Origin of the sequence: Streptomyces longhuiensis, from assembly GCF_020616555.1 — a bacterium.
GTDB classification, from domain to species: domain Bacteria; phylum Actinomycetota; class Actinomycetes; order Streptomycetales; family Streptomycetaceae; genus Streptomyces; species Streptomyces longhuiensis.
This window is the reverse complement of record NZ_CP085173.1, coordinates 8,241,826-8,263,778: the sequence shown is the minus strand read 5'-3', so window position 1 is coordinate 8,263,778 and position 21,953 is coordinate 8,241,826. Positions and strand designations below refer to the sequence as shown.

Sequence of the window (21,953 nt, the reverse complement as noted above, 5' to 3'; positions counted from 1 at the left end):
TGAAGGGGCGGGTCTCGTGGTGCTGGTGGGGCGTGTGCTGCGGTTACTTCAGCGCCGGCGGCGCCGCGTCGGCGGAGGTGCCCCAGGTGGAGGGCTTGTCGCCGACCTTGAAGGACAGCTCCCGCAGCCCGCGAATGTCGTCCGTCGTCAGATACGTCTTCCCGAAAGCGGTCCCGTCGGTCTGCGCCGACTGGATGTACCGCGCCGAGTCCGACGTCCCCGGAGCCTTCACCGTGAGGCGGCCCTTCGGGTAGTAGCGCCGGTCGAGGGTCAGGTCCACCCGCTCGAAGACCGGGGTCGACAGGCCCCAGGTGTCCGTGCCGGGCTGGACCGGGAAGATTCCGATCGACGACAGGACGTTCCAGGCGGACATGGTCCCGAGGTCGTCATTTCCGGTCATGCCGGTGGGGGCGTCCGTGAAGAGCGTGAGCGCCGCGTGCACGACGTCGGTCGTCTTCCAGGGCTGGCCGGTCGAGAGGTACGTGTAGGGCGCGATCAGGTCGGGCTCGTTCTGCGGGTTGTACTTGTCCGCGTTGTAGTAGGCGTACGGACCGTTGACCCACACCTCACGGGCGGTCTTCGCGGGGTCCTGCACCAGCTGGTCGTACGCGAAGAACGAGTCGAGGCGGTCGTTCGCCGCCTTGGTGCCGCCGATCAGGCCGACCATGCCGGGCAGGTCCTGCGGGACGAGCCACTGGTACTGCCAGGACGTGCCCTCGTGGAAGCCCTCGCTCTGGGCGGGGTCGGCCGGACCGGTGAAGGCGCCCGCCGCGTCCCGCGCCCGGAAGAAGCCGGTCGAACTGTCGAAGATCTTCCGGTAGTTCTGCGCCCGCTGCGTGTACCGCGCCGCGTCGTCCTTGTGGCCCAGGTCCTTCGCCATCTGCCCGAGCATCGCGTCGGACAGCGCGTACTCCAGGGTCGCCGAGGCGCCGTGGTCGTAGTCGGAGTCGCCCGGCTTCACATGCGCGCGGTCCTTGATGTACGGCGCGAAGCCGTCCGCGATGTACTCCTTGTTGGCCTCACGGCCGACCGGCGCGGAGTCGGCGGGCGGGACGCCGTCGGCGTTCTTCTTCAGCGCGCGGTACGCCTGCTCCTCGTAGCCCTTGAGCAGACCCTGCTGGTACGCGTTGGTGAGGAACGGGGTGACCGGGTCGCCGGTCATGATGTTCGTCTCGACCGTGCCGTAGCCCCACTTGGGCAGCCAGCCGCTCTCCTCGTCGATCTTGATGACGGAGATCGCCATGTCGCGGGACTCACCCGGCGCGAGCAGCGACAGGAGCTGCGCCTGCGTGCGATAGGTGTCCCACAGGGACCAGTTCTGGTAGTACGTGTAGCCCTTGGCCCGGTGGATCTTCTGGTCCCAGCCGGTGTAGCGGCCGTCGACGTCGCTGCCGATGTTCGGCGCGAGGAACGAGCGGTACAGGGACGAGTAGAAGGTGCGGCGGAGCGTGTCGCTGCCGCCCTGCGCCTTGACGTCGTCCAGCCGGTCCTCCCACGCGGCCTGCGCGGCGTGCTCGACACGGTCGTACGAACGGCCGCCCTCGGAACGGAGGTTGAGCGCCGCACCCTTCGCGTCGACGTACGAGATCGCCGTGGTCGCCTCGACGCTGCGGTCCTTGGAGGTGTCGAAGCGCACGAACGCGCCGCTGCGCTCACCGCCGGCCGTCGACTCCTTCGAGCCCTCGGTGACCGCGTCGCCCTTCCACGTGCCCGAGGTCGTGAACGGCCGGTCGAAACGGGTGATCGTGTACACCGTGTACGGCTTGGTGTCCTGGCAGAAGCCACTGCCCGTGATGGCCGTGCGGACGGTGCGGTTGTCGAGGATCTCGACCTTGGTGTTCAGGGTCTTGTGCAGCGACTGACCCGCGTTGATGAGGACGTTGGCCTTGTCGGTGGCGGGGAACGTGTAGCGCTGCACGCCGGTCCGCTTCGTCGCGGTCAGCTCGGCCTCGATGCCCGTCTTCAGGCCGACCTTGTACGAGCCCGGGCTCGCCTTCTCGTCGTCGTGGCTGAACTCGGCCGCGTACTTGGCGTAGTCGGTCGACGTGATGTCGCCGGTCGTGGGCAGCACGGGCAGGTCGCCGCCGAGGCCGCAGCCGACGCCGGACAGATGCACGGTGGAGAAGCCGCGGATGTGGTTCTCGGAGTAGTCGTAGCCCGTGTTGTGCCCCGTGTCGGGCGAGAACTGCACCATGCCGAAGGGCACGGCGGCGCCCGGGTAGGTGTTGCCCTCGTTCTCGGTGCCGATGAACGGGTTGACCAGATCGGTGAGCCGGCCCTCGTCGGTGGCCGCGGCCGCCTGGGCCGATGGCACGGCGAGCGCACCGCCCAGGAGCGCGGCCGCCGCCACCGCCGTCCCCGCTCCGCGCAGCCGTTGGGTCCATCTCATGGCGAGACCGCCTCCTCGAGTCCTAGACAACGTTGTCAAAGCGCAGCGCGATCATTCTTCTGTCGCGTGCGTGTACTCGTCAAGGGACCCGACAGCGGGAGCCTGCGAACGAGGCACGGCACAGGGCCCCCGCCGACGAGGTGTCAGGAAGCGTCAGGCCACGACCTGCCGCCCCTTGCCCAGCGCGATCACGCCGCCCTTCGACACGGTGTACAGCTCGGCGTCCCGCTCCGGGTTGACGCCGATGGTCGCGCCCGGCGGGACGTCCACGTTCTTGTCGAGCACGGCTCCGCGCACCACGGCGCCCCTGCCGATCCGGACGTTGTCGTGCAGGACCGAGCCCTGGACGACCGCGCCCTCCTCGACGGTGACGCCCGGGGACAGGACGGAGCGGGTGACCTGCCCGCGGATGACGCAGCCCGGGCTGACGATCGACTGGCCCGCGATGCCGCCCGCGCAGAACTTGGCGGGCGGCAGCTGCCCGGGGTGCGTGTAGATGGGCCAGCGCCGGTTGTCGAGGTTGAAGGCGGGCTTGTCCGAGAGCAGGTCGAGGTGGGCCTCGTAGTACGCGTCGAGGGTGCCGACGTCCCGCCAGTAGCCGTGCTCGTGGGGCGTCTCGCCGGGGACGTGGTTGCCGTCGAAGTCGTAGAGCTGGGCCACACCGCGTTCCGTGAGCATCGGAAGGATCGAACCGCCCATGTCGTGAACGGAGTTGGGCGTCTCGGAGTCCTGCTGCAACGCGTCGATGAGGGTCTTCGTGGTGAAGACGTAGTTGCCCATGGAGGCGAAGACCTGGTGCGGGGAGCCCGGGATGCCGGGCGGGTCGGCCGGCTTCTCCAGGAAACGGTCCACGCGCGTGCCGTCACCGGCCGGGGTGATGATCCCGAACGACGAGGCTTCCGCGCGGGGTACACGGATGCCCGCGACCGTGACGCCCGCGCCGCTCTCGATGTGCTGCTGGAGCATCTGACGCGGGTCCATGCGGTAGACGTGGTCGGCGCCGAACACCGCGATGTAGTCGGGCTGTTCGTCCTGGACCAGGTTCAGGGACTGGAGGATGGCGTCCGCGCTGCCGAGGTACCAGCGCGGGCCGAGGCGCTGCTGGGCCGGGACGGGCGTGACGTAGTTGCCGAGCAGGCTCGACATGCGCCAGGTCGTCGTGACGTGCCGGTCGAGCGAGTGCGACTTGTACTGGGTCAGGACACAGATGCGCAGGATGTCGGCGTTGACGAGGTTGGACAGGACGAAGTCGACGAGGCGGTACGTGCCGCCGAAGGTGACCGCCGGTTTCGCCCGGTCGGCGGTGAGTGGCAGCAGGCGCTTGCCCTCCCCGCCCGCCAGTACGATCCCGAGCACCGAAGGTCCACCGCGCATCCCAGCCCCCAGCTTCACCTTGAGGATCCAATCGGCCTTGTTGAAGGACTACTTCGCCTGATCGACGGACTACTTCGCCTTGAGGATCTCGTCGTACACGTCGGCCGTCCGCCGGGCCACGGTGTCCCAGCCGAACTCGCGCTCCGAGCGCTCACGTCCTGCGACGCCCATGCGGGCCGCCTCCGCGGGGTCCGCCACCAGCCGGTTCAGGGCCTGCGCGAGCCCGCTCTCGAACGTCTGCGGGTCCCCCTCCTCGTAGGGCACGAGGAGGCCCGTCGTCCCGTCGGCGACGACCTCGGGGATGCCGCCGACGGCGGAGGCCACGACGGCGGTGCCGCACGCCATCGCCTCCAGATTCACGATGCCGAGCGGTTCGTACACCGACGGACAGACGAACGCCCTCGCGTGGGTGAGGAGTTGGACCACCTCGGTACGAGGCAGCATCTGCGGGATCCAGTGGACGCCGTCCCGCAGCGTGCGCAACTCGTCCACCAGGGTGCGGAATTCGCGCCCGATGGCGGGGGTGTCGGGGGCTCCGGCGCACAGGATCAGCTGCGCCGACGGGTCCAACTCCTTGGCTGCCCTCAGGAGATGGGGAACACCCTTCTGCCGCGTGATGCGTCCGACGAAGACGATGTACGGGCGCTCCTGGTCGACGCCGATGCGGGCGAGGACGTCGGTGGCGGGGTCGGGGCGGTAGAGGGCGGAGTCGATGCCGTTGTGGACGACGCGGACCCTGGCCGGGTCGATCGCCGGATAGCAGGCCAGGATGTCGTCGCGCATGGCTCCGGAGACGGCGATGACCGCGTCGGCCGCCTCGACGGCGGTGCGCTCGGCCCAGCTCGACAGGGCGTATCCGCCGCCGAGTTGCTCTGCCTTCCAGGGGCGCAGCGGTTCGAGTGAGTGCGCGGTCACGATGTGCGGGATGCCGTGGAGCAACTTGCCCAGGTGGCCCGCGAGATTGGCGTACCAGGTGTGGGAGTGGACGAGTTCGCGGCCTTCGAGCGCGGCGGCGATGGACAGGTCCACGGAGAAGGTGCGCAGCGCGTCGTTCGCCCCGTCGAGCGCCTGCCAGGCGCGGTGCCGCCGCAGCCCCTCGGCGCCGCCCTCGCCCCAGGTGTGCACGTCGAGGTCGACGAGGGAGCGTAACTCCCTTGCGAGGAACTCGACATGGACGCCTGCTCCGCCGTAGACATCCGGCGGGTACTCCCGGGTCAGCAGCCCCACTCTCATCGGATACCTCCGTGGATACTCTGCCCATCAGGGCAGAGATGAATCGGACTCCTGCGGAGCAGGGAAGCGGGCCGGGATTAGCCGCCGAGGCGGATGCCAGTGCTGTGACCCGCAGGTTTGAACGTCAGGTGTGGCAACGGTAGTTTGCGAGTGTGACCACGAGCCATGTGAAGCGGGCGTTCAAGTACCGCTTCTATCCGACGGATTCGCAGGCAGCGGAGCTGTCGCGCACGTTCGGATGCGTGCGAAAGGTCTACAACATGGCGCTTGCCGCCCGGACCGAAGCGTGGGCGCGGCAGGAACGGATCAACTACAACCAGAGCTCCGCGATGCTGACGGCGTGGAAGAACACCGAGGAACTCGCTTACCTGAACGAGGTGTCGTCGGTTCCGCTCCAACAGGCCCTGCGGCACCTGCAACGAGCGTTTGCCCACTTCTTCGGCAAGCGGGCCAAATACCCGCGCTTCAAGAGCCGGAAGAAGTCGCGCAAGTCCGCCGAGTACACCACCTCGGCGTTCCGGTTCAGGGACGGTGAGCTGAGACTCGCGAAGATGAGCGAGTCCCTGCGCATCATGTGGTCGAGACCGCTGCCGGACGGTGCGAGCCCATCTACGGTGACCGTTTCGCAGGACGCGGCCGGACGCTGGTTCGTCTCCCTGTTGTGCGAGGACCCCAGCATCAAGCACCTTCCCACCACTGATGCCGCCATCGGCATCGATGCCGGACTCGACCACCTCCTGACCCTCTCGACGGGCGAGAAGATCGCCAACCCGAGGCACGAGCGCCGCGACCGGGTCGCACTTGCGAAAGCTCAGCGCAGGCTGGCGAAGAAGACCAAAGGCTCCGCGAACCGGGCCAAGGCGCGGCGCAAAGTCGCCAAGATCCACGCCCGGATCGCAGACCGCCGCCGCGACGCTCTCCACAAGATCACCACTCGGCTCGTGCGCGAAAACCAAACGCTCGTGATCGAGGACCTGACCGTGCGCAACATGGTCAAGAACCGGAAACTGGCCCGCGCCATCAGCGATGCCGCGTGGTCTCACTTCCGGAGCATGCTGGAGTACAAAGGCGCCTGGTACGGGCGTGAGGTGATCGCCGTCGACCGGTGGTTCCCCTCCTCGAAACTGTGCTCCTCCTGCGGTGCATTGCGGGACGAGATGCCGCTCAGCGTCCGCACGTGGACGTGTGAGTGCGGCACGACCCATGACCGGGACGTGAACGCAGCGAAGAACCTTCTGGCCGCCGGGCGGGCGGTTGCAGCCTGCGGAGCTGGCGTAAGACCTCAACGGAGTTCTCCGGGCGGGCAGTCGGCGATGAAACAGGAAACCTCACGGCGCGAGCCGTAAGAACCCCCTCCCTTCAGAGAGCGGAGCGCCAAGGTCACCCAGAAGCGGCCGGTGGGGAAGAGTGCTGCGGCGGCCGCTCGAAGCAGCAGTCCCCGCAGAGGCCGCCGCCCGGGGTGCGGTAGATGAGGCAGCAGCTCGTGCGGCGGAAGGCGGTGCCGGTGCGGGTACCGGTCGCGGCGAGGCGGGGGTCGTCGAAGAGTTCCGAGGTCAGGAGGCGGGCGCGGGCGGCGACGTCGGGGCGCCCGGCGCGGCGCGCCCAGCGGCTGATCTCGCGGGCTGCGCCGGCGAGCGCGGACCCTGCGTTGCCGCGCAGCAGCGGGGCCGATACGCGGTAGCGGGCGCGCAGCGCGGCCGACAGCGGTTCGAGGTGGCGGTCGAGCACGAGCTCCGCGATGTGCGCGCCGTCGGCGGGGAGCTGCCCCGTACCGGCGAGGAACAGGTCGTCGGGCGCGGCGGCGTCGGGGTTCCAGTGCAGCAGCGCGGGGTCGAGGTCGGGAACGCGCCCGAAGAGAGCGGCGCTGCCGAGTGACAGCGACCAGAGGCGCGCCGCGATTCCGAGTTGGGCGACGGACACGGCGACGCGCGGTTCGGGCACGGAGAGTGCCCGCGCGACCTTCTCGACGCGGTACGCGAGAGGGTCGCGGACGGATGCGCCGTTCTGATAGACGCGCCCCAGCGTCGGTGGATCACTCTTCGCGTCCTTCGCGTCGCGCAGGGCGAAGAATCCGCCGAGGGAACCGAGTTCGTGCAGGTCGATGTGGGCTGTCACGGCCTCAGTACAGCAAGTAGGCGTCCGCAGGTCACGGGCGGGGGGCACCCCGGCTCCCCCACCGGGTGGAGGAGCCGGGGCGGGTCATACTCCATCGGCAGTAGGACCCAATGCGTGCTCAGGTACGACGACGTGAGCGCCGGAAAGAGAGATCGTAGAGGTATGGAAACCGACCGTTCGCCGCGCCACGGGATGCGCTGCCGCACAGTGAGGAGCGGCCGATGAGCGCACTCACGCTGGCCGTGCTTCTCTCCCTCGTCTCCGCGGTCGCGTACGCGGGCGGCGCGATCCTCCAGGAGCGGGTCGCGGTCTCCACGCCCGAGCACACCTACGCGCCGCTGCGCCGCCCGGTGTGGTGGTGCGCTGTCGTGCTCAACGGTCTGGGAGCTCTCCTGCACGTGGCAGCCCTGGCGTACGGCCCGCTGAGCCTGGTCCAGCCCCTGGGCGCGCTGACGATCGTGTTCGCGCTGCCGATGGCGGCGCTCTTCGTGCACCGCAGGGCCGGGGCCACCGCCTGGCGTGGCGCGATCATGGCGACGGTGGGTCTCGCCGGTCTGCTCTCCCTCACGGGGTCGGGGTCCGAGCAGTCCCTCGAAGGCGCGGAGCGGCTGATGGTCGCCCTCGTGACGGCCGGTACGGTCCTCGCCCTGATGACGCTCGCCCACGCCGTGCACCGCCACCCCGTGGTGCGCAGTGTCCTGCTCGCGGGCGCGGCCGGCGTCGCGTTCGGCATCGCGTCCGTGTTCACGAAGTCCGTGGCGGTGGAGTGGACGGAGGACGGGACGTTCGCCCAGTTCTCGAGCTTCTTCGTGATAGCGGCGCTCGCCGCGTCCGGCATGCTTCTGTCGCAGGCGTCGTACCGCGGCGCGGGCCTCGCGGCTCCGCTCGCCACGGTGACGGTCGTGAACCCGGTGGTCGCGGCGGCGGTCGGTCTCACGCTGTTCGGCGAGACGTTCCGATACGGCACGACGGGCACCGCCCTCGCGCTCGCGTGCGGTGTCGTCGCCGCGGGCGGCCTGATCCTGTTGACGACGGAGCGGATCAGCGGGTCGCGCAAGGCGGCCGCCGAGCCGGTCGTCGCGGCGATGCCCGCCCAGCACGTGCCCGATTCGGCGCGTGCGATCACCGACGGCGAGCCGCTGACGCGGCGCGTCGAGGCGCCCGCGCCGGACGACGGTCGGCGAGGCCGGAAGGGCGGGGGCGGCGGCTACGACGAGTGGTACAGCCCCCGCGACGAGCGCATCAAATCCTGACGCCGTGCGCCCGCAGATACGCCAGCGGGTCGATGTCGGAACCGAAGCCGGGCCCCGTCCGCACCTCGAAGTGCAGATGCGGGCCCGTGCTGTTGCCCGTGGAACCGGAGCGCGCGATGCGCTGGCCGACGACGACCCGCTGTCCCGCCTTCACACTGAGCGCCGAGAGATGGCCGTACTGGCTGTACTTGCCGTCGGCGTGCCGGATCACGACCTCGTACCCGTACGAGCCGCCCCAGCCCGCGGAGACGACGTGGCCCGCGGCGATGGCCTTGACGGTGGTGCCGGTGGACACGGCGAAGTCGACGCCCGTGTGGTAGCCCTTCGACCAGGAGGAACCCGCCGCGCGGTAGGGGGTGCTGAGGCTCGCCGAGACGGGGGCGGTGACGTCCTGTGACGCGGCCGGCTTCTCGGTCCGTTGCCGGGTGGCGGTGGCCGTACCGGTCTTCTTCGCGGGGGCGGCGTCCCGTTGCTGGTCGCTCTTCCTGTCGGTCTTCTCGTGCTTCTCGGTGGGCTTCTCGGCCTGCCGTTCGCGCTTTTGCGGGGCGGCCGGGGCGCCCGGCATCGCCGACGGGTGCAGGGCGAGCCGCTGTCCCGGCAGGATGAGGTCGGGGTCCGAGCCGATGGTGCGGCGGTTCGCCTCGTACAACGTCCGCCAGCCGCCCGGGACTTCGCGGGCGTCGGCGATGCCGGAGAGGGTGTCGCCGCCGACCACCGTGTACATCTGGGCCGTGCCCGCCGTCGACTGGGGCGTGACCTCGGGCTTGACGTCCTTGACGGTGCGCTGGGGCTTCTGCCGGACGGTTTCGGTGTGCGGTCCCGGAGTGCCGCCGCCGCGGGTGAGGCCGGCCCGGGCCGAGCACACCGGCCAGGCGCCGGGGCCCTGCCCGTCGAGGACCTTCTCGGCGACGGCGATCTGCTGGCCCCTGGTGGCGCGGTCGGCGCGCGCGGCGTAGGCGGTACCGCCGTACGCCTCCCAGGTCGACTGCGTGAACTGGAGCCCGCCGAAGTAGCCGTTGCCGGAGTTGATGCTCCAGTTGCCGCTCGACTCGCAGGCCGCGACCTTGTTCCAGGTGTGCGCGTCGGCGGCGTGCGCCACGCCCGCGCCGATGAGAGGGATCGCCATACCCGCGCCGCCCGCGGTGACGGTGAGCGACGCACGGTTGATCCGGTTCGGCTGGTACCGGCGATGCCGACCGCGTACGGCCATGGAAGCCCCCTCAGACACACGTCAGAAGCGGCAAGTTAGCCGCTCCCGCACACTCATGACAAGACCCGCACAGGGGTGACACGGGCAGTCAGGAGGGGTCAAGGGGGCTTTCCCCAGGCGTAGTTCGCGTATCAGCCGCGCAACTTCGCCGGCAGCCAGTCGAGTTGGGCGGCCTGCTGGAAGGGCCCGCCCCCCTCGTGGTCGTTGAAGGTGTACACCTTGATCGTCTTGTCCTGGCCGGCATAGGAGTTGAACGCCGCGAAGACCGTGGACGGCGGGCAGGTCTGGTCCTCCAGCGCCACCGAGAAGAGGGCGGGCGCGGTGCCGCGCGCCGCGAAGTGCACGCCGTCGAAGTAGGACAGCGTGCGGAAGACCTGCTCGTCGGCGCCGATGTGCGCCTTCAGATAGAGGGCTATCTCGCGGTACGGGTGGCGTTCGGTGAGGGTGGCCGCGCGGGGGAACTGGCACAGGAACGGCACGTCGGGCGCGATGGCGACGAGGTCGGGCACGAGGCCGCCGACCGCGAGCGTGATGCCGCCGCCCTGGCTGCCGCCGAGGGCCGCGACGCGTGACGCGTCGACCAGCGGGTGCGAACGGGCCGCCTCGACGGCGCGCACGGCGTCGGTGAAGACGCGCCGGTAGAAGTACTCGTGCGGGTCCTCGATGCCGCGCGTCATGAAGCCGGAGTGCGCGGGTCCGCTGCCGACCGGGTCGGGGGTGTCGCCCACCCGGCCGCCGGAGCCCTGGCCGCGGGTGTCCATGACGAAGTGGGCGAAGCCGGCCGCGGCCCACATCAGGTTCGTGTGCGGCAGGCCGCGCCCGCCTCCGTAGCCGATGTACTCGACGACGGCGGGCAGCGGCCCGGTCGCCCCCGCGGGCAGGACGAGCCAGCCCTTGACCGGATGCCCGCCGAACCCGGCGTACGTAACATCGAAGACGTCGACCGCGGACAGCGGCGTGTCGACCGGGACGAAGCGCGCGTCGAGGTCGTGCTCACGTGCCTCGGCCAGGGTCTTCTCCCAGAACACGTCGAAGTCCGCGGGCCGCGTCAACGTCGGCCGGTAGTCCCGCAGTTCGTCGAGCGGCAGGTCGAAATGAGGCACGGGCAGCTCCTTCTCCGTAGAGATATCCGTAGTGACTTCCGCAGCGAGTCCTGCGGGCTCGCGAGAGCGTCGCAGCGTCACGGTACGCCTCACCGCGCTACAAATGAACAAGAACGATCACCTCCCTACGTCAGGAGCGACAGGCATGAGCAAGTCAGCCCAGATCGGTGTCACGGGGCTCGCTGTCATGGGGCGCAACCTCGCCCGGAACTTCGCCAGGAACGGCTACACGGTCGCCCTGCACAACCGCACCGCGTCCCGCACGCACGACCTCGTGGCGGAGTTCGGCGGCGAGGGCGAGTTCGTCCCCACCGAGACCGCGGAGGAGTTCGTGGCGGCGCTGGAGCGGCCGCGCCGCCTGGTGATCATGGTCAAGGCCGGTGACCCCACGGACGCGGTGATCCAGGAGTTCGCGCCGCTCCTGGAGCCCGGCGACATGATCGTCGACGGCGGCAACGCCCACTTCGCGGACACCCGGCGCCGGGAGCGCGAACTGCGCGAGCGCGGCATCCACTTCGTCGGCACGGGCGTCTCCGGCGGCGAGGAGGGCGCCCTGAACGGGCCGAGCATCATGCCGGGCGGCAGTGAGGAGTCGTACGCGGCGCTCGGCCCGATGCTGGAGAAGATCTCCGCGAAGGCCAAGGACGGCGCCCCGTGCGTGACGCACGTCGGCCCGGACGGCGCGGGCCACTTCGTGAAGATGGTCCACAACGGCATCGAGTACGCCGACATGCAGCTCATCGGCGAGGCCTACCAGCTCCTGCGTGACGTGGCGGGCTACTCCCCCGCGCAGATCGCCGACATCTTCCGGAAGTGGAACACGGGCCGGCTCGACTCGTACCTGATCGAGATCACGGCCGAGGTCCTGTCGCACGTGGACGCCGTGACGGGCAAGCCCTTCGTGGACGTCGTCGTCGACGAGGCGGAGCAGAAGGGCACGGGGCGCTGGACCGTGCAGATCGCCCTCGACCTGGGCGTCCCGGTGTCGGGCATCGCCGAGGCCGTCTTCGCGCGCTCGCTCTCCGGCCACGCGGACCTGCGCGCCGCCTCTAAGGACCTGGCGGGCCCGACGCCGACCGCGCTGAGCGAGCCGGAGGCGGCGGCGTTCGCCGACCAGGTCGAGCAGGCCCTGTACGCGTCGAAGATCGTGTCGTACACGCAGGGCTTCCACGAGATCACGGCGGGCAGCGAGGCGTACGGCTGGGACATCGACCTGGGCGCCGTCGCCTCGATCTGGCGCGGTGGCTGCATCATCCGGGCCGCGTTCCTCGACCGGATCACCGCCGCGTACGACGCCCGGCCCGACCTGCCGAGCCTGCTCGCGGACAAGACGTTCGCGCAGGAGATCGGCGCGGCGCAGGACGACTGGCGTGCCGTCCTGGTCGCCGCGACGGTCGAGGGCGTCCCGGCACCCGGCTTCGCCGCCGCGCTCGCGTACTACGACGCGCTGCGCGCCGACCGCCTCCCGGCCGCGCTCACCCAGGGCCAGCGGGACTTCTTCGGCGCCCACACCTACCGCCGCACGGACCGCGACGGCGCGTTCCACACGCTGTGGGGCGGCGACCGGTCCGAGGTGTCGGCGTAGGCACGCACGGCCGTGCCGCTACATGGGTGAAGGCTCCGGCTCGGGCGGCGCCGGCTCCGGGTCGGGGTTCGGCGGGCCCGGGGACGGCGGGGGCGGCGGGGGCTGCGGCGTGGGGCCGGGGCCGGGCGACGGGGGCGGCGGGATCGGGGACGGGAACGGCCCGGGATCGGGGACGTCGGGCCCCGGCGTCGGCGGGGTGACGGGATCGGGGATGGGGTGTGTCATCGATTCCTCCAGGGGGTCGGAGGCCGGCCGCGCTCCGGGAGGGGCGCGGCCGGTCCCTGCCACTGTCTCCCGGCACGCGTGCCCACGCCCGCCGGGTCCACACACCGCCCGGCCGGCTCTAGCCCTTGATACGGGTGAGGCGTACGACGGGAATGTCCCGCTCGGTCTTCTTCTGGTAGTCCGCGTACGGGGCGAAGATCTCCACGAGGTGGGGCCACACCCTGGCCTTTTCCTCCGCGGAGAGGGTCTCGGCGCGGGCGGCGAACCGCTCGGTCTCGACGCGCAGCCGCACGTCGGGGTTGGCCTCCAGGTTCAGGTACCACTCGGGGTGCTGGTCGGCGCCGCCCTTCGAGGCGACGATCAGGTAGTCGTCGCCGTCGCGGTCGTAGATCAGCACCGTGCGGCGCCACTTGCCGGTGTGACGCCCCTGGTAGTCGAGCAGCAGGCAGGGCGCGCTCATCGGGCCCGGGATCGTGGTGCCCTCGGTGCCGCCGGACTCCTCGTACAGGCGGGCCTGCTCGGCGACCCAGCCCGTGGGGCTGATCACGACGTCGGTGCCGGTCTCGTCCTGGGCCATCTGGCTCTCCTCGTTCAGCTCAAGCCGGTGTCACTCGGTACGAACTCGGCTCAGCCTAGGCCGTGTTGTCCGCCGCCGCGCGCAGGCCGGGGCGGGGGCTGGACAGGACGGGAACCGTCGCGGTGGTCCGTTCGGCGGCGGGCGCCATGGAGGCCTGGGCGAGCACGACGACGTCGACATCGGTGAGGGCGTCCACGGCGGCGGCCACGAGATCCCGGTAGCCGTCCCGGTCACCGGCCTCGAAACGCTCCCAGGCCCCTGCCACCAGCACTGTGCGTACGTCGACGGGGCGGCCGGCGCGGGCTGCCTCCTCCTCGACGAGGGCGACGGTCGGCGCGAGGGTGCTCTCCAGCGCGGCGACCACGGCGACGGCCCGTCCGGCTTCGACCGCGGCGGCGGCCATCGGCCGGTCCACGCGCAGGACAGGGACGCCGACGGCGGCGGACTGGGCCTCGGCGACGCCGCCGATGGTCGAGCAGGTGCAGAGCACGGCGGCCGCCCCCTCGGCCACGGCGGCTTCGAGCAGCGCGCGCACGTCGTCCGCGACGGCGTCGGGCCCTGCGGTCCTGGCCCGTTCGAGCAGGCTCTCGTCCACGACGTGGCGCAGGGCGAGACCGGGGTGGTGGGTGTCGCGCAGGGCGTCGAAGACGGTGACGTGGACCGGGGAGGTGTGCAGGAGAGCGAGGGTCACGTGGTCACCACTTGGCCGAGTCGTCGGCGAGCGCGCGCTGTGCGGCGTCCATCAGCTCGGGCGGGGCGGCGGGGGCCTCTCCGGGGTGGCGCGCCGCCCACTGCACGACGAACGGGCACAAGGGCGCGACGGCGATGCTCTCGCGGGCGGCGATGGCGTACAGCTCGCGGGCCAGCGATCCCGCGATGCCGCGGCCCTCGTGCTGGGGCTCCACGACGGTGTGCACGGGCACGAGAGCCCTCTCGGGCGCGTCGAGGACGAAGTACTGGATGTACCCGAAGGTGGAGCCTTGGGGGTCTCCTGCCGCGCGGGCCACGAGGAGGCCCCTGTCGCGTTCGTCGTGGATCTCGATGTCGCTCATGGGGGTCTCCTCGCGTCTGCTGCGCGACGGTCAGCCGCTGGTGGCCGCCACCGCCTGGGGACTGCGCTCCATGTCCCCGCCGGGAACCGGCTCGGACGGGTCGGCGCCCAGGGCCACGATCCGGTTCTCCCGGTCCACGTGCACGACCTGGGGCCGCAGCGCACGCGCCTCGGCGTCGTCGACCTGAGCGTAACTGATGATGATCACGAGGTCCCCGGGATGCACGAGGTGGGCCGCGGCCCCGTTGATCCCGATGACACCGCTCCCCCGCTCACCCTCGATGACGTACGTCTCCAGGCGGGCGCCGTTGTCGATGTCGACGATGTGGACGAGCTCGCCGGGCAGCAGATCGGCGGCGTCGAGAAGGTCACGGTCGATGGTGACGGACCCGACGTAGTGCAGGTCGGCCTGGGTGACGGTGGCGCGGTGGATCTTGGACTTGAACATGGTGCGCAGCATGAAGAAGCTCCTGATCTGTCTGCTCCCTGCCCGCTTTATGCAGGTCAAGGGCGTTCCGCACTTTACACCGGCACGCGTCGGACCCGAAGGGTGTGAGGAACATCGGTTCACTCCGGGGAGAAGGCCCCCTGCCCGCGGTTCCGCGCGAACCGGACTGCTGTGACGCCGCACCGGCCAAGCGCATGTTCGGACACCCGTCTCGCAATGCGCGGCGTACGGGCGCCGTCCTGGCAGGTGGAGCAGGAGCAGGACCGCGAGGGCGGCCGGCCCACCAACTCGGCGGGGGTGCGCTCGTGGCTGCGGCGGGGGTCCGGAGGGGACGGGTCTGCTCCGTGAAGCCCACGGTGGGTGGGCAGCCGCCCGGTGGCCCCACACCCGCCGCCGTACTCGGATCGGCCGCTCAGATCACGTACTCCGGCCCCGCGCCCGGGTCAGCTGCTTCAGTTCGATGATGGTCGCGACGGCGTGCAGCCAGGCGGCCGCGGTGTCGTCGGCGGCGATCCCGCCCACGAGTTCGGTGCCGGCCCGCAGCCACTCCCGTACGAGGTCGGCCGCCTCCTGGCGGGGCAGGGGCTCGGGCAGCTCCGCGGCGCGGGCGAGTCCGCCGGCGCGCACGGTGTCGGCGAGGAAGGCGACCGAGCGCGGCTCGGTGCCGAGGCGGTCGAGGACGACGGCTGCGGCCGCGGCGCCGTCGCCGAACAGGGCGGTGCGCCGGCTGCCGGGCGTGGCGGTGAGGCCATAACGCAGCAGGACGGTGATGTCGAGCCGGGCCAGCTCGTCGTCCGTGCGGTCCGGCGGGTAAGGGGCGTCGTCGTTCATGGCGGGGCCTCGGGTGTCTCGTCTCATCTGGCTGGTCCGCTGCGGCTCAGTCGACGGTGACGGTGTAGGTGATGCGCTCGGGGGCCTGGGAGGGGGTGGCCGCCCCCGTGGTCGGGGTGGCGGAGGGTCCGGTGGTCTCGGGGGGCAGGGTGGAGTTGTTGCCCTGGCAGGTGGTGAAAGTGCAGTGCAGCAGAGTGAACCGGGTGGTCCCCTTGCCCTTGGCCTCGAAGGTGAAGGTGCGCCGGTGGCCTGCGCCTGCCACCGGCGCGTCACCGGAGTCCGACGCGCCGTCCTGGCCGCGGCTGACCAGCACCGAGCTGTCGGGCTCGGGGTCGACGAGGTACCAGTACTCGCGTGTGGAGGCGTTCTGGTCGACGGTGAGCGTGAAGCGCTCGCCCGGCTCGGCGGTGATGCTGGTGTCCTTCACCGAGTGCTTCGTCGTGCGGCCCGTGGCGCCCGAGGGGTGGCTCGTGGTGCTCGTGGAACCGCCGCCCGGTTCGTCGGTGCCCGAGGAGCAGCCCGTGGCGAGGGCGAGGAGCGCGGTCGCCGCGATCACGGCACCGCCCCCGCTACCGCGGAAGATAGACGCTGTACGCGTTGGGGAGATCATTGCTGGAAGCCTTGCCCATGTGGCCGTTGATGAAGTCGTCCTCGCTGACCCAGGTGGTCTGGCCCCAGGGGTTGTACACCTGAAGCTTGTCACCCTCCTGGGCGATGATGGTCATGGCGTGGGCGCCCTCCTTGCCCGAGACGTCGACCGGAACCGGCCGTCCCTGCGCCACCGAGTTCTCGACCTGGGTGAGGACCGCCCTGCGATCGTCGGCGCTGTTCAGGTCCTGGCGCTGGTAGTCCGTGCCGGTGGCGCTGCCGACGGCGCTGTCGTTGATCCGTTCCTGCCCCTCGGGGCCCATGCCGCCCCAGTTCTCGCCGCCGTCGCCTTCGGTGTGCAGACGGTGCTGTTCGGCCACCAGACGCTGCTTGAAGGCTTCGGGGTCGTCCTGCTGTCCGTCGGGGCCGCCGGTGAGGTCGAGCGCGTACATGGGGTCGACCATGGCGCGGGACGTGACGGTGGACGAGGCCACGCAGGTGCCCTCGGAGCCGTCGCCGCCCTGGATCCACTGCTGGCCGTCGAACGTGACGTAGTCCTTGTTGTTGTTCGAGCCGTCCGGCGCCAGGCCCTCGTCGTTCATGCTGTCCGTGGCGGTGACCACCGGAGTGAGGTGACGGCGCATCCAGTCGGGGTCCTTGCCGTGGATCTTGTCCTGGAACTTCTCTATCTCGGCGACACTGTGGCCGGCGGCCAGGGCCTTCATCAGGTAGGCCCGCTCCTGCGGGTTGTCCGACTTGGCCAGCATCCGTTCCATGGCGGTCTCGTCGTCGAGGCCCAGCTGGTCCATCCGCTTCGACGCGCGTTCCAGGTCGCCGGCCGTGAGGATCTCGTTCAGCTCGGTGTCGGCGCCCGCGACGCCGGTGTCGGCGAGCATCAGTTTGTCGACGGCGGTGAGTTCGCTGGTCTCCATCTTCCCGGCACGTGCCTCGGCGGCCCACTTGTTCAGGTCCCGGGCCGCGACGCGGGTGGCTTCCTGCGCCTCGGAGACGGCGGCGTGCATCAGATCGACCGCGTAGGAGCCGAAGTGGGCGGCGTTCTTGCGGTCCCACTCCTCCTCGTCGTTCTCGTGCAGGTCGTCGAAGAACCCGTCCCTGCCGCCGAGCGTCTTCTTCTGCTCCAGCAGCTGTCCGCGGCCCTGCTCGTCCTTGCGCTGCGCGGCGCCGATCGCGTCGGCCAGCGTCAGCAGCACCGACGCGCAGCCTTGGAACGCCTCGCTCATCTGGGTCACGGACCGCCCGGCGGCGTTCACCACGTCGGAGGCGAGGACGCTCGTGTCGCCGACCCACACCTCCGGAAGACCCTTGCGGCCCACCCGGTCGACCTGGTCGAAGACGCTGCCGACCTGGTCGAGCTGGCCGCGGTAGAGACTTGCCAGGCCCTCCAGCACGCCCTGGTCACCGCCCGGTTCGGGCACCGAGAGGGCGTTGTCGATCAGGTCGAGGAGGTCGTTCTTGCTTCCGGCGCCGAGCATCTTCTTGGACAGCCCGGCGAGCAACGCGAGCCGGAAGGAAGGGGAGTTGAGGGGGGAGGAGAAGAACGACATGGGCCCGTTCCTCAGTAGCTCGACAGGGCCGAGGAGCGCCCGCCCTGCGTCGATGTGTCGGTGAGACTGCTCGTGCCGCCGACGTGGACGCTGTCCGCGTGCGTCTTCACCAGGCCGTCGGTGCCGTGGTAGGTCTTCTTGGCCAACTGCACCTTGCCACCGAGCTCGTGCAACGCCGACGCCAGTGTCTTGCTCTCCGCCTCCCACGCCTTGACGAACGCGTTCAGCGCCGAGGCGGCGTCGTCGCCGCCGACCTCGCCGTACGAGTACGTCGTGCGGGACTTGACGGCCGAGCTGACACCGTCCATGTCCGTGCCTGCGTCGTCGAGTTGCTGGGCCTGGCCGGTCATACCTGCCTTGACCTGGTAGCCGTCCGAGCCCACCGCGCCTCCCCCGTATGCTTTCGATCGCGACCGCGGGCAGGCTAACACGCACTGTTTACATGAAGGATCATGCGTCGTCCGCCATGCACACCTCCTCCACATGACCCGCCCCACGGCACGCCCGGGCGCTCATCCCGGACCGGGCGATCGGTTCCAACTCGCCGTAGTGTGCGGCGCGTACGAGGGACTGGATGACCGCCCTCTCGCGGACGTATTCGGTCGCCTGGACTCCCGCCACAGCGTCGGCAGGCGTTGGGCCTGCACCACGCCTGGGACTGCGGATCCCTGGCCGGGTCAGGGATCGAACTCACGGCTCCAGGAACAGGTCCAGCGGTACTTCCTGCCCCAGCCCGATCTCCGCCCAGATCGTCTTGCCCTGGCGCTCGTCGCGCGTGCCCCACATGGCGGTGAGCTGGGCCACCAGGAAGAGGCCCCGCCCGCCTTCGTCGTCGTCGCCGGCGTTGCGCAGATGCGGAGAGGTGTGGCCCCCGTCCGAGACCTCGCATATCAGCGTGCGGTCGACGTCCCGAAGCAGGCGCAGGGAGACAGGGGGGCGGCCGTATCGGATGGCGTTCGTGACGAGTTCACTCACGACCAGTTCGGAGACGAACACCGCCTCGTCCAGCCCCCAGTCCTCCAGCCTCTCCCGGACGAGTGCACGGACTCCGGCCACCTCGGCCGGGTCGGAGGCGACATGCCAGGAGGCCACGCTGTCCATGGGGAAGGCGTGGACGCGCACCAGCAGCAGCGCGGCATCGTCATCGGCGGATCCCTGCGCGCACAGGGAGACAACCTCGTCGCACGCCTTCTCCAGGGACCCGGCCGAGGCGTCCAGGGCGCCGCACACGTCCGCCACTCCCTCGTCCACGTCCCGGCCGCGCGCCTTGACGATTCCGTCGGTGAACAGGGCGAGCACAGTGCCCTCGGCGAACTCGAATTCCACGCTCTCGAAAGGCAGCCCACCGATGCCCAGCGGGGGTCCTGTGGGCAGGTCGAGCGGTTCAGCCCGCCCGGTGCCTGTCCCACGGCCGGTGGCGACCGGCGGGAGGTGGCCCGCGCCGGCCATGGCGCAGGTGCGGGAGGTGGGGTCGTACACGGCGTACAGGCAGGTCGCCCCGAGCGCCCTGTCCGTCCCCTCGTCGCCCGGCGTCCGGTGTATTCCGACTCGTGTCTGACCCACCAAGTCGTCGAGCCGGGTGAGGAGTTCGTCCGGCGGCAGGTCCAGGGCGGCCAGTGCCCTCACGCTCGTGCGCAGCCGTCCCATGGTGGCCGCGGCGTCCACCCCGTGCCCCACCACGTCACCGACCACCAACCCGACGCGGGCGCCCGACAGGGGAATCACGTCGTACCAGTCGCCCCCGACTCCGCGAGGCCCGGTGGTGGGGATGTAGCGGTGCGCGAGCTCGATGCCACTCGGTTGCGGTAGTCCTCGCGGGAGGAGGTCACGCTGCAGCTTCAGCGCCGTGGTGTGCTCGCGGACGTAGCGGCGGGCGTTGTCCACGCACACCGCGGTGCGCGATGCCAGCTCTTCGGCGAGGGCGCCGTCCCCCTCGGTGAACGGTGCGCGGGGCGGCTGCCGCCGGAGGGTGACCGTGCCGAGTGTGCTGCCGCCCAGGAGCAGGGGCAGGGCCAGCCGGCGTCGGTTCTCGGTCGTCGGACCACTGCCGATGACACCCAGCAACGCATCACTCTGCGCAACGGACGCGGCGCTCCTGGTGCGCTCTGCCATGAGCTGTAGCCCCGTCGGTGCACCGGAGGCCGAGGACGGTGGCTCTTCTCCGGCCAGGACCGACTCCGCGACCTCGATGCGTACGGAGTCGGCAAGATCCGGAACGACGAGCTCCGCGAGTTCCTCCGCCGTCTTCCCGACGTCGAGCGCGGTACCGATCCCGCTGGCTCGGCTGAGCAGCGCCAGGCGAGCCTGTGCCTCGTAGCGATCGGTGATGTCGACGGACGCCTCGCAGACGCCCAGGGGGTGGCCCGCGTCGTCCTGAAGGCGGAAGTACGAGCACGAGTAGACCCGGTGGTACGCGCAGGTGGCGGGTGTGGGCCCGCGCCAATGGACGTCGAGCACGGCTTCGCCGGTGCGCAGCACTTCCTCCAGCACCTCCTCCACCTCGTGGTAATCCGGAGGGGACAGGATGCTGCCGTGCGGATAAAGCACTCGGTTGGCCTGGCCCTCCCATTCACCGGGGCGCCAGCCCATGACCTGCTGCACCACGTCGTTGGCCCAGTTGAGATGAGCGTCGGGGCCGTAGACGCTGAGCCCCACGGGAGCCTGCGTGAAGAGCCCGGACAACATCGACTGGTCGGTCACCCACTTCTCATAGCGGTCGCTCGCCGCCGCCATCACGACCCATGCGGGCCGCCCCCGGTCCTGCTCCACCGGGAAGACGCGCAGGACCGTCTCCACCAGCGCCCCGTCCGGGCGCCGAACGGTACGCCTCTCGGTCCAGGCGTCCCCGGGTGCCGGCGCCCCCGCTGTCCCGAGGCCTTGCAGCGTGTCTCCCCCGGCCCGAACATCCCGCAGAACCTCGCTCACCGGGCGACCGAGCACATCCCTGGTGTCGGCACCGTAGAGATCACGGGCTGCAGGACTCCAGCCAGTCACTCTCCCCTGCGCATCCAGCACGATCATCGCTGCTGTGGTCGTGTCGAAAGGATTCTTATGACCGGTCTCGCATGATGCGTGCATCGTGGCCATGCGACCTGCCCAGTGCTGGAATGTCTGCATCCAAGGCTACGCCCGGCTCCCGCGGCATGTCCTGGCCTCAGGTCACCGCCCCTGCGATCGCAGGACGTCGAGCCGGTGTCTTTTCCGGCCGGGGGAACGCCGCCCTCGGATGACGCGGATCCAGAAGTGGATCATCGCCCGGAACATCGCCCGGAACATCGCCCGGAACATCGTCGGCAAGGAGATCACCGGATGAGCGTGACCGGCGCCACCCGGCCTCTGTCCGCGGGAAAGAACGCGGCGTCAGCCCGTCGTCAGGGCGAAGACGAGGACGGTCAGGGCCCAGCACAGGGCCACGAGCGCCGCGCCCGCCACGTCGACGCGGACGGTGCGGGTCCGGCCGGGCCGGAGCCAGAAGGCCAGGACGCGGTTCACGAGGGGCATGAGCAGCCAGCTCAGAATGCTGACGCTCAGTATGTTGCCGAAGAACAGGCCGAGGTATCCGGGGACGCCCAGGACGGCGAACTCATGACCCACGGTCAGATTCAGGACCATGACGGTGGGATAGAGCGCCAGCACGACGGTCATGGCCTGTTTCCAGTTGGGCGGGACCTCTTCCCCCTCGTCCGAGCCGAATCGGAACCAGCCGCCGAACGCCGTCCCCACCTTGCGGACGTCGTAGGACGCGAAGTACTCACGCCCTTCCTTCAGGAGCTGCGTTCTGCGGCTGGAGTCCAGCCAGGCGTCGAGATGTTCACGGGTGTCGTACCGGAAAACCACCACCCAATGGTCCTGGATTCCCTCGACGGGCCGGAAGAATTCGGTCCCCATGAAGCCGGGGTATTTCTCCTGTTCTTTCAGGATCTTTTCCTGCCAGCGCTCGAATTCCTCTTCCCTGCCCGGCCGTACGTCGTGCGAGATGACGGCCGTGACGCCCTCCACCCGGTCGGGCTCGTCGATGCGGCCGCCGGCGAGGACCTCATGTGTCGGGGCGCCGTCCAGCAGTTCACGGCCTTCGGCCAGTAGCTCCCGGCGTGCGGTCGAGTCCAGCCACGTGGCGAGCTGGTCCGTGCCGGCGAAGCGGAACACCACGACCCATTCGTGTTCCTCGCCCGATCCGGGGGGATAGGTCTCCGTTCCCTCGAATCCGTCGAAGTCCCGAACGGTCCGGTTCACCTTCTCCTGCCAACGGTCGTATTCCTCGTCGAGACCTTCCCGCACCTTCTGGGAGGTCACGACGGTGGCAGTGCCGCTTGCACGGATACCCATACGGCGTAGTCTAGTTCACAGGGAATTCCGACGACACTTGAATTCTCACGACGCTCGGGGGGTCTCCGTCGCACGATCAT

The 21,953-nt window shown here is 70.3% G+C and carries 19 protein-coding genes; 3 read left to right on the top strand and 16 right to left on the bottom strand.

Annotated elements, in window-relative coordinates:
* Window positions 1–43: 43 nt before the first annotated feature.
* The 3 genes from LGI35_RS37650 to glgA all read right to left on the bottom strand — a co-directional run bounded on the left by LGI35_RS37650 (window position 44) and on the right by glgA (window position 4,996).
* Window positions 44–2,389, bottom strand: coding sequence for a GH92 family glycosyl hydrolase (locus tag LGI35_RS37650; RefSeq protein ID WP_227298854.1), 2,346 nt, complete (start codon window positions 2,387–2,389; stop codon window positions 44–46).
* A gap of 153 nt (window positions 2,390–2,542) precedes the next feature.
* Entirely contained in the window at window positions 2,543–3,763 is a 1,221-nt protein-coding gene (gene glgC / locus LGI35_RS37645) for a glucose-1-phosphate adenylyltransferase (protein ID WP_227298852.1), read from the bottom strand.
* Between the two features lie 69 nt (window positions 3,764–3,832).
* The gene (glgA, locus tag LGI35_RS37640) at window positions 3,833–4,996 is read right to left on the bottom strand and encodes a glycogen synthase (protein ID WP_227298850.1); all 1,164 of its coding nucleotides are present in this window, start codon (window positions 4,994–4,996) and stop codon (window positions 3,833–3,835) included.
* A gap of 152 nt (window positions 4,997–5,148) precedes the next feature.
* Here glgA and LGI35_RS37635 point away from each other — a divergent pair, with 152 nt between their 5' ends.
* Entirely contained in the window at window positions 5,149–6,342 is a 1,194-nt protein-coding gene (locus LGI35_RS37635; RefSeq protein ID WP_227298848.1) for an RNA-guided endonuclease InsQ/TnpB family protein, read from the top strand.
* A gap of 34 nt (window positions 6,343–6,376) precedes the next feature.
* Here the strand turns inward: LGI35_RS37635 and LGI35_RS37630 are convergent, their stop codons facing one another.
* Window positions 6,377–7,111, bottom strand: coding sequence for a (2Fe-2S)-binding protein (locus LGI35_RS37630; protein ID WP_423835754.1), 735 nt, complete (start codon window positions 7,109–7,111; stop codon window positions 6,377–6,379).
* 221 nt (window positions 7,112–7,332) lie between these two features.
* Between LGI35_RS37630 and LGI35_RS37625 the strand changes: the two genes are divergently transcribed.
* The gene (locus LGI35_RS37625; RefSeq protein ID WP_227298847.1) at window positions 7,333–8,364 is read left to right on the top strand and encodes a DMT family transporter; all 1,032 of its coding nucleotides are present in this window, start codon (window positions 7,333–7,335) and stop codon (window positions 8,362–8,364) included.
* On the opposite strand, the gene LGI35_RS37620 is transcribed toward LGI35_RS37625, so the two are convergent.
* Window positions 8,354–9,574 (bottom strand): transglycosylase family protein, encoded by a 1,221-nt coding sequence (locus LGI35_RS37620; protein ID WP_227298845.1) that lies wholly within the window; start codon window positions 9,572–9,574, stop codon window positions 8,354–8,356. The two genes, LGI35_RS37625 and LGI35_RS37620, sit on opposite strands and share 11 nt — an antisense overlap.
* A gap of 131 nt (window positions 9,575–9,705) precedes the next feature.
* Window positions 9,706–10,677: an acetylxylan esterase gene (locus LGI35_RS37615; protein ID WP_227298843.1), complete on the bottom strand. Its 972-nt coding sequence runs from the start codon at window positions 10,675–10,677 to the stop codon at window positions 9,706–9,708.
* Between the two features lie 145 nt (window positions 10,678–10,822).
* On the opposite strand from LGI35_RS37615, the gene gndA reads away from it, so the two are divergent.
* Window positions 10,823–12,262: an NADP-dependent phosphogluconate dehydrogenase gene (gene gndA / locus LGI35_RS37610; RefSeq protein ID WP_227298841.1), complete on the top strand. Its 1,440-nt coding sequence runs from the start codon at window positions 10,823–10,825 to the stop codon at window positions 12,260–12,262.
* A gap of 343 nt (window positions 12,263–12,605) precedes the next feature.
* On the opposite strand, the gene LGI35_RS37605 is transcribed toward gndA, so the two are convergent.
* From LGI35_RS37605 to LGI35_RS37560, 10 genes are all read right to left on the bottom strand, one after another.
* On the bottom strand, window positions 12,606–13,064 hold the full coding sequence (locus tag LGI35_RS37605) for a nitroreductase family deazaflavin-dependent oxidoreductase (RefSeq protein WP_227298839.1): 459 nt from the start codon (window positions 13,062–13,064) through the stop codon (window positions 12,606–12,608).
* 55 nt (window positions 13,065–13,119) lie between these two features.
* Window positions 13,120–13,755, bottom strand: coding sequence for an aspartate/glutamate racemase family protein (locus LGI35_RS37600; RefSeq protein WP_227298837.1), 636 nt, complete (start codon window positions 13,753–13,755; stop codon window positions 13,120–13,122).
* A 4-nt stretch (window positions 13,756–13,759) separates the two neighbouring features.
* Window positions 13,760–14,116, bottom strand: coding sequence for a GNAT family N-acetyltransferase (locus tag LGI35_RS37595; protein ID WP_227298835.1), 357 nt, complete (start codon window positions 14,114–14,116; stop codon window positions 13,760–13,762).
* Between the two features lie 30 nt (window positions 14,117–14,146).
* Window positions 14,147–14,575, bottom strand: a complete 429-nt coding sequence (panD, locus tag LGI35_RS37590; protein WP_227298833.1) for an aspartate 1-decarboxylase — start codon at window positions 14,573–14,575, stop codon at window positions 14,147–14,149.
* Window positions 14,576–14,980: 405 nt separating this feature from the next.
* Window positions 14,981–15,421, bottom strand: coding sequence for a hypothetical protein (locus LGI35_RS37585; protein ID WP_227298832.1), 441 nt, complete (start codon window positions 15,419–15,421; stop codon window positions 14,981–14,983).
* A 19-nt stretch (window positions 15,422–15,440) separates the two neighbouring features.
* The gene (locus tag LGI35_RS37580; protein WP_227298830.1) at window positions 15,441–15,950 is read right to left on the bottom strand and encodes a protease inhibitor I42 family protein; all 510 of its coding nucleotides are present in this window, start codon (window positions 15,948–15,950) and stop codon (window positions 15,441–15,443) included.
* Between the two features lie 13 nt (window positions 15,951–15,963).
* A complete protein-coding gene (locus LGI35_RS37575) occupies window positions 15,964–17,547 on the bottom strand; it encodes a peptidoglycan-binding protein (protein WP_227298828.1) in 1,584 nt (527 codons plus the stop codon).
* A gap of 11 nt (window positions 17,548–17,558) precedes the next feature.
* Complete coding sequence (locus LGI35_RS37570) at window positions 17,559–17,930, bottom strand: hypothetical protein (RefSeq protein ID WP_227298826.1); 372 nt, start codon at window positions 17,928–17,930, stop codon at window positions 17,559–17,561.
* 307 nt (window positions 17,931–18,237) lie between these two features.
* Window positions 18,238–20,625, bottom strand: a complete 2,388-nt coding sequence (locus tag LGI35_RS37565) for a SpoIIE family protein phosphatase (protein ID WP_227298824.1) — start codon at window positions 20,623–20,625, stop codon at window positions 18,238–18,240.
* 282 nt (window positions 20,626–20,907) lie between these two features.
* Complete coding sequence (locus LGI35_RS37560; RefSeq protein WP_227298822.1) at window positions 20,908–21,873, bottom strand: antibiotic biosynthesis monooxygenase; 966 nt, start codon at window positions 21,871–21,873, stop codon at window positions 20,908–20,910.
* Window positions 21,874–21,953: the final 80 nt, after the last annotated feature.

Coding starts and splice junctions, on each gene's coding strand:
- LGI35_RS37650 (WP_227298854.1), bottom strand. CDS start 2,389: ATGAGATGGACCCAACGGCTGCGCGGAGCGGGGACGGCGGTGGCGGCG.
- glgC (WP_227298852.1), bottom strand. CDS start 3,763: ATGCGCGGTGGACCTTCGGTGCTCGGGATCGTACTGGCGGGCGGGGAG.
- glgA (WP_227298850.1), bottom strand. CDS start 4,996: ATGAGAGTGGGGCTGCTGACCCGGGAGTACCCGCCGGATGTCTACGGC.
- LGI35_RS37625 (WP_227298847.1), top strand. CDS start 7,333: ATGAGCGCACTCACGCTGGCCGTGCTTCTCTCCCTCGTCTCCGCGGTC.
- LGI35_RS37620 (WP_227298845.1), bottom strand. CDS start 9,574: ATGGCCGTACGCGGTCGGCATCGCCGGTACCAGCCGAACCGGATCAAC.
- gndA (WP_227298841.1), top strand. CDS start 10,823: ATGAGCAAGTCAGCCCAGATCGGTGTCACGGGGCTCGCTGTCATGGGG.
- LGI35_RS37605 (WP_227298839.1), bottom strand. CDS start 13,064: ATGGCCCAGGACGAGACCGGCACCGACGTCGTGATCAGCCCCACGGGC.
- LGI35_RS37595 (WP_227298835.1), bottom strand. CDS start 14,116: ATGAGCGACATCGAGATCCACGACGAACGCGACAGGGGCCTCCTCGTG.
- panD (WP_227298833.1), bottom strand. CDS start 14,575: ATGCTGCGCACCATGTTCAAGTCCAAGATCCACCGCGCCACCGTCACC.
- LGI35_RS37585 (WP_227298832.1), bottom strand. CDS start 15,421: ATGAGACGAGACACCCGAGGCCCCGCCATGAACGACGACGCCCCTTAC.
- LGI35_RS37575 (WP_227298828.1), bottom strand. CDS start 17,547: ATGTCGTTCTTCTCCTCCCCCCTCAACTCCCCTTCCTTCCGGCTCGCG.
- LGI35_RS37565 (WP_227298824.1), bottom strand. CDS start 20,625: ATGCACGCATCATGCGAGACCGGTCATAAGAATCCTTTCGACACGACC.
- LGI35_RS37560 (WP_227298822.1), bottom strand. CDS start 21,873: ATGGGTATCCGTGCAAGCGGCACTGCCACCGTCGTGACCTCCCAGAAG.